9 protein-coding genes are annotated in these 15,136 nt (G+C 58.0%); 2 read left to right on the forward strand and 7 right to left on the reverse strand.

The window, feature by feature from the left end; all coding sequences use genetic code 11:
• Positions 1-97: 97 nt before the first annotated feature.
• Positions 98-1,549, reverse strand: coding sequence for an MFS transporter (locus BM133_RS00065; protein WP_093434918.1), 1,452 nt, complete (start codon positions 1,547-1,549; stop codon positions 98-100).
• Positions 1,550-1,787: 238 nt separating this feature from the next.
• On the opposite strand from BM133_RS00065, the gene BM133_RS35395 reads away from it, so the two are divergent.
• Positions 1,788-2,846, forward strand: a complete 1,059-nt coding sequence (locus BM133_RS35395; RefSeq protein ID WP_177224673.1) for an HNH endonuclease — start codon at positions 1,788-1,790, stop codon at positions 2,844-2,846.
• A gap of 3 nt (positions 2,847-2,849) precedes the next feature.
• Here BM133_RS35395 and BM133_RS00075 read toward each other — a convergent pair whose 3' ends face one another.
• A complete protein-coding gene (locus tag BM133_RS00075; RefSeq protein WP_093430764.1) occupies positions 2,850-3,422 on the reverse strand; it encodes a helix-turn-helix domain-containing protein in 573 nt (190 codons plus the stop codon).
• A 281-nt stretch (positions 3,423-3,703) separates the two neighbouring features.
• Between BM133_RS00075 and BM133_RS00080 the strand changes: the two genes are divergently transcribed.
• A complete protein-coding gene (locus tag BM133_RS00080; protein ID WP_093430765.1) occupies positions 3,704-3,985 on the forward strand; it encodes a hypothetical protein in 282 nt (93 codons plus the stop codon).
• A gap of 5 nt (positions 3,986-3,990) precedes the next feature.
• On the opposite strand, the gene BM133_RS00085 is transcribed toward BM133_RS00080, so the two are convergent.
• The 5 genes from BM133_RS00085 to BM133_RS00105 are packed head-to-tail and all read right to left on the reverse strand — an operon-like array spanning position 3,991 to position 15,074.
• Entirely contained in the window at positions 3,991-7,077 is a 3,087-nt protein-coding gene (locus tag BM133_RS00085) for a type III restriction-modification system endonuclease (protein ID WP_093430767.1), read from the reverse strand.
• Positions 7,078-7,087: 10 nt separating this feature from the next.
• Positions 7,088-9,076, reverse strand: a complete 1,989-nt coding sequence (locus BM133_RS00090; RefSeq protein WP_093430768.1) for a site-specific DNA-methyltransferase — start codon at positions 9,074-9,076, stop codon at positions 7,088-7,090.
• Positions 9,077-9,083: 7 nt separating this feature from the next.
• Positions 9,084-10,979 (reverse strand): ATP-binding protein, encoded by a 1,896-nt coding sequence (locus BM133_RS00095; RefSeq protein ID WP_093430770.1) that lies wholly within the window; start codon positions 10,977-10,979, stop codon positions 9,084-9,086.
• A 7-nt stretch (positions 10,980-10,986) separates the two neighbouring features.
• Positions 10,987-11,838: a DUF4391 domain-containing protein gene (locus tag BM133_RS00100; protein WP_093430771.1), complete on the reverse strand. Its 852-nt coding sequence runs from the start codon at positions 11,836-11,838 to the stop codon at positions 10,987-10,989.
• Positions 11,835-15,074 carry a helicase-related protein gene (locus BM133_RS00105; protein WP_093430773.1) on the reverse strand — a complete coding sequence of 1,080 codons (3,240 nt, stop codon included), beginning with the start codon at positions 15,072-15,074 and terminating at the stop codon, positions 11,835-11,837. Before BM133_RS00105 ends, BM133_RS00100 begins: the two co-directional genes overlap by 4 nt.
• Positions 15,075-15,136: the final 62 nt, after the last annotated feature.

Here is a 15,136-nt window from a genome sequence, read left to right on the forward strand (position 1 = left end):
GGGCAAACGGGCGAGTGGACGAGTGGACGGCTGGGCGGACGCGGTCAGCGGAGTTTGCAGCAAGCACCCCCGCCAAGGGCCGGGCGCAAGCAGGCGTTCATCGCAAAGCCTGCGGCGCAGCAGCGTCGCGGTGCCCGCTCACACGCGCGCCCGCGTCGCGCGGCAGCCCCGCTGCGTCGATCAGCGCCAGCAGCGCCAGTGCTGCCACCAACCCCAGCGCGATGCGAAAGTCCGTCACGCCCGGATGGCCCGCGTGCCCCGTGAAGCGTTCGGCCACGCCCAGCGCGATCGCGCCGAACGCGATGCCGATGCCCGCGCTCAACTGCTGGAACATGCTGAACAGCGTCGTCGCGCTGCTGGTCTGCGCGGGCGTGGTGTCGCAAAAGGCGAGCGTGTTGAAGGCCGTGAACTGCATCGAGCGGCACATGCCGCCCACCACCATCACCGCGGCCATCACCGCGCGCGGCGTGTCCGGCGAAAGCGCCGCGCACGCCACGAACCCCAGCGCCACCAGCACGCCGTTGACCACCAGCGTGCCGCGAAAGCCAAGGCGCCGCATCACCCAGCTCGTGGCCGGCTTCATGCCCAGGTTGCCCGCGAACAGCGCCAGCATCATGAAGCCCGAGGCGACCATGCTGAAGCCGAAGGCCAGCTGGAACATCAGCGGCAGCAGAAACGGCGCCGTGCTGATCGCCACCCGAAACAGCGACCCGCCGAACACCGACACCCGGAAGGTCTGCACGCCGAAGGCCGACAGGTCGACCAGCGGGTGGCTCGTGCGCCGCAGGTGCCGCAGCGCCCACGCGAGCGAACACGCCCCACCCGCCACGAAGGCCAGCGCCTGGGGCCAGTCGATCGCGGTGTGGCTCAGCAGATCGAGCCCGTACATCAGCGCGGCAAGCCCCGCGCCGCTGGCAACGAAGCCGTGCCAGTCGAACGGCCGCCGCTGCCCCGGTGCGCCGTCGATCCAGCGCAGGGCCAGCACCAGGGCCACGGCGCCCAGCGGCACGTTGAGAAAGAAGATCCAGTGCCAGGTCCATGCGCTGGCGATCCAGCCGCCCAGCGGCGGGCCCAGGATGGGCGCGACCAGCCCGGGCCAGGTGATGGTGGCAATGGCTTTCACGAGCCCGCTCTTGGGCGTGCTGCGCAGCACCACCAGCCGGCCCACCGGCACCATGAGCGCGCCGCCGATGCCCTGCAGGATGCGCGCCGCCACGAACATCGGCAGGCTCTGCGCGAGGCCGCAGGCCACGGAGGCCAGCGTGAAGATGAGGATCGCGCCCGCGAACACCTGGCGCGGACCGAAGCGGTCGGCCACCCAGCCGCTCACCGGAATGAACACGGCCAGCGCCAGCAGGTAGGCGCTGATGCCGATCGACAGCGCCACCGGCGCGACGCCGAAGCTCTGCGCCATGGCCGGCACGGCGGTGGTGATGACGGTGGCGTCGAGGTTCTCCATGAAGAACGCGGCGGCAACGAGGAAGGCGATGCGCCGGCTGCGCGGCGGGTCGACGGCCGGCGCAGCGGGAGCGGGGGTGGCAGAGGTCATGGGCTTGCCGAGCATAGCGACGCTGCGCCAGTTGCGGAGGAACCCCTGCGCATGCCTAAAGCGTCTCCACCAACCGTGCCGACGTGCCATCGGACAGCGCGGGTGACGGGGGGAATGAAGACGCCATGCGGGCTCAGGAGGGGTGGCGGATGGGACATCGAGGCGACAACGAATGTTTCCCCGAAGCAAACTGCTGACAAGTTACACCACAATGTGTCCATTCCAAGCGATGAACACAATGAGCCCCATCCACGCGGCGCGCGAGTACGTTTTAGAAGCCGTCCAACGGCCCGCACTGGCTAGCGCTTTGCCCGAGTCGACCAAAGCCAAGGTTCGAAACTCCAACACCTGGCTGAAGCAGTTCAAGCGCGTGGGTGACTTGTATGCGTACCTGCAGCGATTCAGCACCGACAAGCAGGATGGGATTTACCTTGAAATGCATGCGCTCGGGCTGCAGACATTCGAGGACATCGTTAAGCCTTTCGGGGAGCGATTCGGCGATTGGGTCGGCGACCGAATGCGCGCGTCGGACTTCGTGATCGGCGAGACCTACAGCGCGTACGACATCCTCATCTTCTCGGCGAACTACGACACCCGGGCTGGTGGCATGTTTGTCATTGAATCGGGTGGACAGCCAACAGCAGTTGTCATCAAAGCAACCCTGAGCGGGGGCAGGTATGCGAACGAGTGGCTGGATCAGGGGCGTAGGCTGAAGTATTTTCTGAAGAGCAAAAAACTAAAGGATGGACGCGTTGAGTTTGGTGAGAAATACAAGCCCAACGCCGCCATCTTGAAGATACCGAATCTGCCGGTACTCGCTTTTGTTAGACAAAAGGCGCAGGGCGAATTTATCTACGCAGGCGCTTTCTCGAAACACGACATACGCCGGGAGGCGGACGGCTCGAAGTGGTTCGACCTCATGCTCGCAAGCTCCGACGAGGTAGTCGCTGATGCCGGGTATGTGCAGCAGCAGTTGCAAGACCATGTGGCGCTGGCATTGACGCAGTCACAGCAACAGCGCCTTGAGCGCTTAGCCAAAGCGCCGAAGAAGCCCAAGATCATTCGGACGGTTGCGACCGCATTTGTGAGAAATCCTGATGTGATTGCCGAAGTCCTCTTGCGAGCGAAGGGGAAATGTGAAGGGTGCGATCAGAACGCGCCTTTCGTTAGCAAGGCCACTGGCAACCCCTACCTTGAGGTGCATCACAGAAAGCCTTTGGCACAAGGCGGCTACGACACTGTGGCCAATGCCCTAGCTCTCTGCCCAAACTGCCATCGCCAAAATCACTTTGGCTAGCAGTTAAAGCGTTTCGACCAACCGCGCCGCCGTGCCATCGGCCAGCGTGAGCCGCGTCCACCGGCAAAGGCTCTGCGCAATGGGCACGAGCTGCGAATCGTTGGTGCCCGTCGTGAACTCCAGCGAGGGCGGCGCGAGCGCATCGCGCCAGCCGATGCCATCGAGCAGAGCCTCCTTGCCCGCGATCTCCGGCGTGGCATAGCGCCAGAGCGAGCGGCCCAGCAGCAGCGAGAGCGGCGCGCCGAACTCGGCGGCCCTGCGCGCGGACGAGGCCAGCAGGCGATGCGTGATGTCGCACACCAGATGCACCGGCCGCGGGCTCTCGTTGACGAGCCTGGCCAGCGCATGGTCGGCGGCCGCATCGAGCCGCGCCGACAACAGCGCCTCGGCACGTGCGCGCTCGGCGGGCTCCATTGCCTGCGTGCCGGACTCCCAGCGCGAGATGGTCGATTGATTGACGTTGAAGAGCTCTGCCGCGTGCGATTGCTTCACGCGATGCAGCAGGCGCCAGCGCTTCAACGCTGTGCCCAATGTGAAAGTGACAGCGCTGGCAGGGGTGTCGAGTGCGTCTTGCATATGTCAATTCATTGCCGGTTTATTGCCGCGACAGAAGGCATTTTGTTTTGCTTTGCCGATGTGGGCAAAGTTGGCGCGATGCGCGATTTGTTCGGTGCGCGAGCGCGGCTTTGAAGCGCTTCTGTTCTTATATTTGTCGACCGCCGCGCCTCACGGCGGGACATCGAAGTGCACACCGCAGCGATGTCGATGTGAGGCAGAAAAGGCGACGGCCAAGGTGCGCTAACACCATGGCCGTCTGACCAATCAACGTGCAGTAACTTTGCAGGAAAGCACATCAAATGGCTGATCGAATTATCGCCGGGCAAAACTTGCCCACCTCCCGCAACGCAACCAACGAGCAGGACGCGTCAGACATTCTTGAGAACAAGTTGACCCAACTGCGATCTCTGCTTCACTGCTGCTATGGGGATGAGCAGGAGTTGTTCGAGGCGATTGGGCCGAGGCATCGGGGCAACATCATGTGGCTTGCGGCAGATCTAACTGCAGATGCAGAGGGCCTGCTTCAGCAAGTCATCGGACGCGGCACAACCGCCGACACAAACGCGGCGCCGATCCCATAGGTCGCTCACTGCTCCCATGTCAGCAACCCGTCCACGTCTTTGAACTTTTCATAGATGGCCGGGTTTTCTCCGACGGCCAGCGCCTTGAAATGCGCTGCGCCGCATTTGATCTTGCCTTCCTCCGTGGGGCGAAGATCGGTGCCGAAGAGATTGCTCTTCGTTTCAACAACGAAATACAGGCGCTCCTGTCCGTCTTTTTCGACCAGCACCGCCCAATCCGGGTTGTAGCTGCCTAGCGGCGTAGGTACCTTGAACCAACCGGGCAACTTGGCGTAGACCTTGATGGCCTCGTTCTGCTCCAGCGCCTGCGCAAAGTCCCGCTCGACGTTTGAGTCATAGGCCACGTGCTCGTACACCGATTTCTGCGTGTCTTGCACAAGATTCTTGAGATAGCCGGTCAGCTCGGCAGTTTGAAAGAGCTCTTGCGCATAGAACTGGTCATCGCCCAGGCGCTGGTACTTGATGCCATCCACCAAGGCCAGGCGCTTGCAGCGGTTAATCGCATCGGCAGCCATCTCGATGAACTGCTGCGGGTTGCGCTTGAACTCGTTCAGGCGCGTGCTTTCGGTGAGAACGCGAACAATGGTCTTGCGGGTGAGTTGGGTGCGGTCTTGCAGCTCGGTCAGCAGGTCTGGCAGCTGAATGTCGTACTCCGACAGTGCAATGGGTTCGGAAACCACGAGCACGGTGGCATCGACGCCGGCCTTGCCGATGGACATTCCCGCTTTGCGCCACTGCAGCCGGGTTTTTGCAACCGGTGGCGCGTCGTTCAATGCCTCGATGCAGCGCTCAATCAACTTCTCGTTGTCGAACTGCACGCGGTAAGTGGTCTTGTGCTTGATGCGATCCCAGAGCGCCTTGAATTCGGGGCTCATCAAAACTGCTTTGCGAATTGCAATTGCCTTGCGCTGGTCTGCGTCTTTAATTTCGAGCTTGCCCGAAAGCTTCTTGAGCAGATTCTCGATTTGTGCGCGCTGCGCTTCAAATTCCACCGGCAACACGAGCGCGTCGTTCTTCAACGCGGTTTTCAAGGCGTTTTGCACCTTTCCCTTGTCATTGATGTAGCCCTGAGTCTTCAGATGCGTCCACAAAACCTTCGAGGCGTCAAACCCCAGCGGTGTGATCTTGCCGTTCGCTGCAACCACGCCGATGACAGCGAACTCATGGTCCTGAACGATGCCGAACCGAATACCCGTGTCGTTCTCGATGTCCAGTTGCAGGTTCTCGGCAAACTGCTCGTAGCTTTCATTGGCAATGACGGTCAGCGTGTTGACCTCAAAGCCCCTGATGCGCTCCCCTTGTTGGTTCACGCAAAGCCTCAAGCCACGCCCAATGGTCTGGCGGCGCCAGCGTTCCGTCTCGCGCGTCGAGAAGTTGCAGATCTGAAAGACGTTGGGGTTGTCCCAGCCTTCCTTCAACGCCGAATGCGAGAAGATGAATTTCAACGGCGACTCGAAGCTCAGCAGCTTTTCCTTGTCGCGCATGATGAGGTTGTAGGTGTCGTCGTCGGCCGCCGTCGTGCCGCTGGTGTCTTTCACCATCTCTACTGTCTTGCCGCCCACCTTCTTCTTATCGATGGAAAAGTAGCCGTTGTGCACCAGGTCGGATGACGCACTGGCATCGACTTCGCCAAACAGGCTCTGGTAGTCCGGGTGGCGAACCCAGCGCTTGTATTCCTCTTCGAACATCAAGGCGTACTCGCCCTTCACTGCATTTCCTTGCGCGTCGTAATGCCGGTATTTGGCAACCTCGTCGATAAAGAAGAGGCTCAGCACCTTGACCCCGCCAAGCTGCGGCATGCCGTGAAAGCGCTTTTCCTTGTCAAGGTGCTCCTTGATCGTGCGGCGAATCATCTCGCGCTGAATGGCACTCGCGTCAACATCGCCCCAAGGCTCGCCCACGCGCAGATATACCTCGTCGTTCGGGACTTTCAGCTCCAGAAATTGGTCGGCTTTTGCCGTGCGAATTTCGCCGATGCGAATGTTGGCGTACAGCGGGCGCCCGGTCTCCTGCTCCAGGTCAAACCCGTTTTGCACAGTGATGACCTCGCGCCGAACAGCGCCGGCGGTGTTTTGCCGGTCGACTTCGATGCTCGCGAAGATGCCGCCTTTCCTGTTGCTCACCGAGATTAGCTTCACATACGGCTTGTTATTGCCGCCTTGCACGGTGGCGGCTGCCACCTCGATTTGCTTGACCAGCTTTTGCTCGTAGGCATCGACGGCGTCCAGCCGATAGACCATGTTGTGCTTGTCGACATGCGTGGCGGAGTAGCGCAGCGTGCACAAGGGATCCATGTGTGCCAAAGCCTTTCGGCCTTTGCCGTCGATGCCTCCATCTACGCTTTGCGGTTCGTCCACGATCAAAATCGGGCGCGTGTTGCGGATCAAATCAATGGGCCGCTCCCCACCCGTTTTTTCGCTGGCGCGGTACATCTTGTTTTTGGATTTCTCGCGCCGCTTGGCCTCGTCTGATTCTTCGGCCGCAGCTGCGGCTTCGTCACCAAACTTGTTGATCGCCCCCACCGTGATGACCATGATCTGGATGTTTGGGCTGGTGGCAAAGTTACGCACTTGGCCAAGCTTGTCCGAGTCGTACTGAAAGAATTCGTAGCCCTTGGCGTCGGGAAATAGGCTTTCGAAATGCTCGCGGGTAATCTGGAGTGTTTTGTTCACCCCCTCTTTGATTGCGACTGAGGGCACGACCACCACGAATTTGGTGAATCCGTACCGCTTATTTAGTTCGAAGGCAGAGCGTAGATACACATAGGTCTTGCCCGTGCCGGTTTCCATTTCCACAGTGAAATCGAGAGGCTGCTTGGCTGTCAGTCTATCAGAAGGAGGTAAGCCATTTCGCAATTGAATTCCTTGCATATTGTCGCTCAACTCTTCGTCCACAATTAATTGCAAGGCATTGCCGATGCCGCCCTGGGCGGTGAATTGTTTCCCTTCAAAACTCTGTTGAGTTGCGTTGATTGAAATTTGGGCGGTAACCGTAAATATCGAGCGACAAATTTCTTGACCCAGAAAAATATCGCAAACTGCTTCGATGGCGGCCGCCTGATAAGGCAAATCAGATTCGAAGTGAAGCTTCATGGGTAATTTCTCACAAACTACGCACTTGTTTGAGTCCGTTTTGCTCGAGAATTGCAGCCAAATTACTCTTTGCAACGTCATTCTCAAAGGCACTGTCGCGAAAAACGACAGTTGTTTCGCCTGCGGTGTTTTGCTCCTCACGCCAAGCCGAAATTTCAAGAGCTAGTGGTTCGGAATCGACGATTTTTATTTTTTCGTCAAGGCAAACAATTAGTGTGCCGCCACCAATGCTATAAACATATTTGCCCGATAGCTTGCGAATTTCTACAGGAACACATAGCTCCAACCCGAGTTTTAGCAAGAGCTCGTACAGTATATCTTCGGTCGAACGTGTGCCATCAATGTGATCGAGATGAGCGATAAGGGTATTATCCAAATCTCCCGCATTTGGGCGCCAAGGTCGAATATTCGAGGAATCTAGTTTGAAAACCCGAAAGCCTGCATCTCCGGTCCAATTTGGGTGATTGTTTTTAATCGCTTTGGCGGCCCTTCGTATCCGCTCCTTTGTGATTTCGGAAATGCTTGTAAAACCGGCCTTGTATTCCTCGGAGTCAGTGCCGGTTGGCTCTGGTAGTTGAATGGAGATGGACGGATATTTCTCGTTGGTTTCTGCAGCTAACTCCATCGCCGCATGAGCGGTAGAGCCAGATCCAGCAAAAAAATCCATAGTGATGTCTCCGGTTCGAACACCGCAAACACTCATCAGAAATTTAATTAGCGCCGAAGGCTTGGGGAAGTCAAATGGAATTCCTAGTTGTTTTAACTCCGCTGAGCCATGCCGGCTTTCGAATTTTTCCAAAATATTCCCAGGTAATTGCCCGTCTTCGAGTCGATCATTCAGCCAGATTCTGTAATAAACATTCCATGTCGCGGGCGTGCCATCGTGTTTAACCAGTGAGGTTCGCTCGCTTTTAATAAACTCGACATTGCCTGCAGTTTTTTCTTCTGCGAATCTGGGATACGTCCACCGCCAGACGCCATCTCCATCGTTCGGGGTAACTTGGCTGCCGTCGTTCCGAATTTCAGGGAATGAATCTCCCGGGGGAATTACCAATTCTCCATCGGGGCATTCGATAAAAAATCGTTGATTTGCTCTTCTGTCAAGCATGGCTTGATATAAACCCATGGATCGATATCGCTCTCCTTTCCTTGGGCCTGTGGATGCAATTTTTGTATAAACCGTGTCGATTAGATTTTGACTGATTTGTTCCCTGAAAGGGCTCAGTTCAATTTTGTCTTTGGCCAGCAGGACTATGTAATCAATGCAAGGGGAGAAGTGTGCTCCTTTTTGTCCCCCAGTTTTCATTACGCGTGAGCATATTGTGATCTGATTTTCTTCTCCAAATATTTCATGGCAGACATGAAGTAAATTTGAAATCTCGCCTTCACCGATTGAAATTGCAATTACCCCCTCGCTTGCTAGGAGCGTCCTGGCGAGCTTAAGGCGGGGATAGATCATGTTTAGCCATTCGGTATGAAATCGACCGCTGGCATCTGTATTTGTTGTTATCTTGATGCCGCCTTCGGTTTGGCCAGTTAATTCGAGATAGTTTCTAATGCCATCCTGAAAATTGTCCGGATATACAAAGTCCTTACCGGTGTTGTACGGTGGGTCGATGTAGATCAGTTTGACCTTGCCCGCATAGCTTTTCTGCAGCAGCTTGAGCACTTCGAGGTTGTCACCTTCGATCATCAAGTTTTGAGTAGTGTCCCAACCTACGCTCTCTTCCAGGGATGGCCGCAGCGTGCCGGTACTGGGCGTCAATGCAATCTGCCGAGCACGCCGCTTGCCGTGCCAATTTAGACCGTATTTTTCCTCGGAATCGGTAGTCGTTGCATCGCCTACCAATTCCTTGAGAATATCAAAATTAAGCGTGACGCCTTTGCCGATTTCCGTCAGCAACTCGGGAAAAAGAGCCTTCAACTTTGCAATGTTGTCGGCAATCAGGTCCTCGCTTTGAGCTTTGGGCGAGTTGGCTTCGATTTTTTTAAATGTCATGTGTCGTTCAGTCTTTGGAAAGCAGATCCGCTGGGACGATATAGCGCTGCTCGGGATGATTTTCCATTTCTGGAATCGTGTAGGCCAAGGCACCCTCCGCCACCATGGGAGATAAATGGTCGCGGACCAAGTGTTTGGGATCACGATTTCCCAGCAATGCCGCAAGTTCTTTGGCGCCAAAGGGTCGGAGCGCGCACAAATCCAGAAGCAACTTGCGCAAAGGCGCCCGGCGGGGCTTGAGGCTCAATTGGTCGAGTTCAGACCTGATTTGAGCGGGAATTTCGTCTGGAGGCTGGTGCGGACTCTGGTTGGCTGGTGCGGATTCTGTCAGAGACTGGTGCGAATTCTCTAGGGCTGGTGCGGATTCTTGCGGCGGTTGTTGTCCATTCGCCTTGGACGACACGTTCGTCGCGACCATGGCGGCGCCCGGGACGTAGTACGTGCGACTTCCGCTGCCTTTCATTTCCAGCAAGCCCAGGTCGCGCAAGCGGCGCAGGTGGCCTGAGGCATTGAGGGTGTCGGTGCGGTTGATGGTGCGGTAGGCCCCGTTGTCGATGGCACCCAGCTCGCGCACGAACACCAGGGCGCGTGCTTCCTCGTCGGAAATGGCCTCCCCGGTCAGACGGCGCAGCCAGGTCAGGTCATCCGGTCCCAGGAAATGGTGGAACAAGAAGGTGGCAACAAACTGATCGGGTCGGCGAGAAGACTCGAAGGTGGGCGGCAGGAGGTCGTGCGCCAGCATCAGCTCCCGCATCGCGCGGATGCCACTGCCCTTGGTTTCTGCGATGTTGACTTCATGCAGCACTGCGGCAATGCGGGGGTTGCGAGTTTCGCTGCCAGGTTCGCCCAACTGCTCTTCGGCTTTGATAGAGTGGCCAGGGTTGCGAATTTCGAGTCGGTTGGCGTACCTGATGATTTGAATCGCTCCGTGGATGCGGTAGCTCCGATGCATGACGGCGTTGACGATGGCCTCGCGAATCACGCGCAAGGGGAGGGTGGTTTCGTCTTCGCGCGCCAGTGCGCCCTCTGGCAACGAGAAGGACTGAAGTAGTTCGTCGCGCACGGCATTGGTTGCGCGGCGAATGGCTGTGAACAAGGGAGCGCGAATCTCCAGGGTGTCAAAGCGGTGGTTGGGGTTTTCCACCCACTGACGGCCGGGCACGCGGATGTAGTCGATGCGCATCATGGGAAAGCAGCGCCGCAAAGCCATGGGCGTGCCAAACAGCAAGACGCCGGCAACGGTGGGCTTCAGCGCATTGCCGTCGCGCTGTGCGCAGCCGAGGGCGCGGAGCAAGTCATGGTCTGTCCAGGTGAGCTCTTCGGCGCTGGCGTTGATCTGTTGGCGCTGCTTTCGGTAGTCTTCAATGGCCGCGGGGTCGATGTCGTCCAGATCGGCATCTGCCAACACTGCTGCATCGAAGGTGTCGACCTGATGTCCCGCGTACAGAGCAATCAGGTCGTCCTCGCTGCCTTCTTGGTCTGTGGGGCCAATGCGTCGGTAGGCACCGCGGGGCAGCCCCAGATTCGACAAGTAAATGGGTTTTTCGGTGGGGGCAGACTCGGGCACATAAACGACGACGACGGTCTTGTCGTGAAGGGCCTCCACCGATACGCGCGGGCGAACTGCGCGGTTGAAAACACTCGCGCACTGACTGGCCAGGTCGGATTGCAGCTTGTCGGGGTTCTCGATGCCTACAACTTGGTAAGCGTTGCTGAACAGGTCTTGCGGGTCTCGCGCCACGCCCAACAGCAAGTAGCCGCCGCCCAAGCCGGGCTCATTGGCGAATGCGCAGACGGTTTCCATGACGGAGCGGTCAATCTGCGTGCAGCGTTTGGCCTCGATGCGATGCGACTCGTCCAAAGACAAAAGTTCTTGCAACAAGTCTTCTGCGGAGCGAATCATGAAGTTTTCATAGTGCTGAGGTGGCCTGCTGGCGTTGAGCCATCAGGGCCTGTATTTGAAGGTTGGCGGCAACTTGGTGAGCCATTTGTCTGTCTTTGCCCGCGAGCGCTCGGAGCCTGGCAATTTGAGCATCCAGTTCGCGGTAGCGACGCAGCGCTGCTCGGCGCTCTGTGGCTTGCATCGGGGAGTCGCTGCGTACATAGAGGCCGGTGATCGCAGCCGCCTCCAGCGCGCTGAGTGCATCCATCCAGCCTTGGTACAGCGCGCGGAGGTTGGCGCGAGGTTGTTTGTTCAAGGGCAACGAGGCCAAAAAGTCGGAGCGAACAGCGAGCGCGGTGGTGTTGTCTGCTTGGTCATGCCCCGCTGTCGGGGTGAAAGTGACAAGCACGGATTCGCTGTCGAGCACGATCTTGTCGGCTTCGTTGTGGGCTCGGCGAATGTGTGCCAGCGACATGGAGAGTTTGTCTGCGTCTTGCACGAGCAAGATCAGTGGGTAGGGAATGGCGCGATGCAGCAGCTCGGCCACTCGGCCGACTTTTGCAGACTTGGTTTCTGACGAACCACCTGCTTGTGCGGGGGCGCGCAGGGTAACGCTCATCACGATCACTTCGAGGTAGCTGTGCTGTTCGTCCTGGTATTGGGGCACACCGGAATTCACGGGTTTGAGTGCAGCGACCCAGCTCATTTCGTCGACGTATTCCTGGATCAATTTGCGGTCGGCCGTGGTGGGAACCCCCCCACCCCCCATGCCTTGCAGCAACATCTTCTTGGCCACGCGTTGGTTCACGAGTGCTGCTGGCGGCAGGTCCAGCGCCTCAATCACATCGATGGCGGAAAGAACGCTCCCTGCGCTGCTCATGAGGTGGCGGCTTCCGGAGCATTGGGCAAGACCACCAGATAGGCCAGTACCTCAAAGTCGTTGGAGCCTGCGAATTCGCCTTTCATGGCGTGGGTGCCACCGGGCGAAAACAGGCTCGCAATCGCGCGCTCTTCTGATTTGCCTACGATGGACGCGACAGCGGCGGACAGCAGCTTTTGCGCTTGGCGCATGTCTTCACCGTGCCCCGTCGCCCGGTCGAAACGGGCGCATGCCGTGGCATCGGGCAGATCTCGTCCCAGGCTCAAGCGCTTGAGCCGGTCGAGGATGCGCTTTGCCTGCGTGTAAGGCAGCAACACGGTGCCGTCTTCACCTGCGTGGACGAGATAGTGGGGGGCCAACGGGTAGCTTGGGTCGATGGCACTTTCAGCTGCCGCATCTTCGGCACGAAGACAAAAAATGACACCGGGTGGAATGTCCGCATCGATGCTCGAGGTCACGGCAAAGCTGCCAAGTGGCAAGGAATCGAGCTTGCCGGGGTTTGCGCGCGCGTACTCTGCCAAGTCGATGCGAAAGTCGGTCAGCGTCAGATCTGTAATGGCAACGCCGCTAGACAGGTCTTCAAGATCGATGACGGTCTCTTGAAGCTTCAGCAATTGGTTGCGTCGGTATTCCAGGTCGTTCATCTGGTTGCCCGATTGCTGCTCAATGATGTTTTCTTCACCCGTTGCGGAAATGTCCAGCAGCACCATTCGACCGCTGACGCGCTGTTCTAGGTTGATGTACTCCTCCAGCTCCATGTTGGGCCAGAAGTTCACCAACTGAATTCGCTCGTTGGTGGACCCAATCCGGTCGATGCGGCCAAAGCGCTGAATGATGCGAACCGGATTCCAGTGAATGTCGTAGTTGATGAGCCAGTCGCAGTCCTGCAGGTTCTGGCCTTCGCTGATGCAGTCGGTGGCAATCAGAAGGTCCAGCTCGCCCTCGTACGCAAGTTCTTCGGGGCGCTCTTTGGAGCGAGGTGAAAAGGCCGTAAGGATGCTGGCAAGGTCGCGTTTCAAATTGGGCAAGGTCGTTTGATTCCGACCGGCGCCCGTAACGAGCGCAGCGTGCACACCCAGCTCTGACTTCGCCCAACCGGCGAGATGCTCGTACAGGTAAATGGCTGTGTCGGCAAAGGCAGTGAAGACGATCAACTTGCGATTGCCGGGATTGATGGGGTGCTTGCACTTCTGTTCAATCAGATCACGCAATCTGAGCAGCTTGTCGTCACGTTGTGGATCGACTTGCTCAGCCGCCGCATGCAGCGTGGCGAGACGGTTGCGGTCTTCTATGAGGTCTTGTTTCCAGCGCAGCAGATCTACGTCGCTGAGCAGAACCTTGACCTTGCGACCAACCAGCAGTGTTTCGAACGCCGGATCGTCGATGTCTACATCGGTGATGTCGTACTCTTCAATCTCTTCGCTGTGTGCTTCGATCTGTGCCAGCGTGGCCTCCACGTCCCTGAGCTGGCGTTGCACGGTAAGTGCGAAGGAGGAGACAGCGCTTTCCATCCGCTTGAGGACGTTGACGCGGAGCAGGTGAATCAGGCTTTCTTCGCGATCGGCTTGCCTAAAAAAACTCTCGCCACCGCGAATCTGGGTGCTGTACTTCGCGTCGTATGACTCCTGCTTGTGCGGGAGTACATAGCGAAGCGGTGCGTAGGCTGACAAATTGAGGCGGCGAATTTCCAGATTGATATCGCGAATAGGCCTGAATTCACCAGCTCGATCCACATCGGCTTTGATGTTGATGGGCGGTAGCCGCTCAGGAAATTTGCCTGTTTCGGTGGTGCCGTAGTACTTCTCGATGTGGCGTCGTGAGCGCGCAATGGTCAGGTGATCGAGTAGCGCGAAGTAATCGAAGCCAAGCATCTCCACCAACAGTGCGGGAGTCTTCTCCTCGTTGGGCAGGTCGAGCCAACGATTGAATGCCTTCTGAGCCCTGCGCGTTGTGCTGTCGATGCTGGCAATGCCATGGTTAAAAAGGGCGGTGTCATCGCCTTCGGTAACGAACGCAATTTGGTTGCGAAGGTCGGCCAGGCGGTTGTTGACCGGGGTCGCGGAAAGCATCAGGACGCGCGTCTTGACACCTTCACGAATGATCTTGCGCATCAGTCGGTCGTAGCGCGTTTCATTGCCTTGGCGCGGCGATTTCTTGTTGCGAAAGTTGTGCGACTCGTCGATGACGACGAGGTCGTAGTTGCCCCAGTTCACATGCGAGAGATCGATGTCCCCGGAATGGCCATCGTCGCGCGACAGATCGGTGTGGTTCAGAACGTCGTAGTTCAGCCGGTCTGACGCCAGGATGTTGCGGCGGTCGTTTGCTTTGTAGAGTGTCCAGTTGTCGCGCAAGCGCTTGGGGCATAGCACCAGCACACGGTCATTGCGTAGCTCGTGGTACTTGATGATCGCCAGTGCTTCGAAGGTCTTACCGAGGCCCACGCTGTCGGCAATGATGCAGCCGCCAAAGCGATCCAGCTTATCGATTGCTCCGACCACGCCGTCACGCTGAAACTTGTAGAGCTTCTTCCATACGACGGTGTTGCGAATACCCGTTGCAGATTTGACGACGCGCTCCTCGTCGAGGCCATCCCCGGTTGCAGCGAACAGGTGCTGCAGCATCAGCGCGTAGACGCTCGAAGCATCGCGATGTGTGGACAGTTCTTTGACGGCCGCAATCAAGGCGATCTTGGCTTCATCGGGCTGACCCGGGAGCGTGGGCCATTGCGCATCGAACCATTGGCTCAGCGTTTCGGCTTCGGCTGCGTTCTCGGATGCTTGGATAAGGCTCAACGGGTTACCGGGCGTTAGCCCGAAGCCCTCGGTGCTGAACGAAAAGGACCCGAGCGCGGCTTGTTGAGCGATGCCTTGCTCATCGCGCAATACGAGCGTGCCTTGAGGAATGGTCCCGTGCGAATGGCGTACTTCAGCCTGGGCTTCCAGCCATTCAGCGAGTCTGCGAGCCAACCAAGGCGCTTGCAGCTTGTTGCGGGTCGCGCGATCTGCGGTGGTGCCCAGCAGACCTAACTGGGTTTGCTCGCTCCCCGCGGAGGTGTTCTTTGATGCTGGAGGCACCACCAGGCGGGCCTGAGTGAGACGGGGCAACTCCGACAGCACTTCGGCAAATGCGAAAAGAGAGATTGTCTTGGAGACGATATCGAGCCGGTGTCCCACTTTCAGCCATGGGCGCACCAGATCCAAAACGCGATCTGTTCCTGCATTGCTGATGAACTTCATGAGCTTGGTTCCTCCGGAGCGGGTGTAATTCTTGCGCGCCGATATTAGGCCCGCTTTCGCTC

The sequence above is a fragment of the Variovorax sp. 770b2 genome (genome assembly GCF_900115685.1).
Lineage (GTDB): Bacteria > Pseudomonadota > Gammaproteobacteria > Burkholderiales > Burkholderiaceae_C > Variovorax.

Excerpts from the sequence above, each read along its gene's own strand:
- BM133_RS00065 (WP_093434918.1), bottom strand. The coding sequence starts at position 1,549 with ATGACCTCTGCCACCCCCGCTCCCGCTGCGCCGGCCGTCGACCCGCCG.
- BM133_RS35395 (WP_177224673.1), top strand. The coding sequence starts at position 1,788 with ATGAGCCCCATCCACGCGGCGCGCGAGTACGTTTTAGAAGCCGTCCAA.
- BM133_RS00075 (WP_093430764.1), bottom strand. The coding sequence starts at position 3,422 with ATGCAAGACGCACTCGACACCCCTGCCAGCGCTGTCACTTTCACATTG.
- BM133_RS00080 (WP_093430765.1), top strand. The coding sequence starts at position 3,704 with ATGGCTGATCGAATTATCGCCGGGCAAAACTTGCCCACCTCCCGCAAC.
- BM133_RS00085 (WP_093430767.1), bottom strand. The coding sequence starts at position 7,077 with ATGAAGCTTCACTTCGAATCTGATTTGCCTTATCAGGCGGCCGCCATC.
- BM133_RS00090 (WP_093430768.1), bottom strand. The coding sequence starts at position 9,076 with ATGACATTTAAAAAAATCGAAGCCAACTCGCCCAAAGCTCAAAGCGAG.
- BM133_RS00095 (WP_093430770.1), bottom strand. The coding sequence starts at position 10,979 with ATGATTCGCTCCGCAGAAGACTTGTTGCAAGAACTTTTGTCTTTGGAC.
- BM133_RS00100 (WP_093430771.1), bottom strand. The coding sequence starts at position 11,838 with ATGAGCAGCGCAGGGAGCGTTCTTTCCGCCATCGATGTGATTGAGGCG.
- BM133_RS00105 (WP_093430773.1), bottom strand. The coding sequence starts at position 15,074 with ATGAAGTTCATCAGCAATGCAGGAACAGATCGCGTTTTGGATCTGGTG.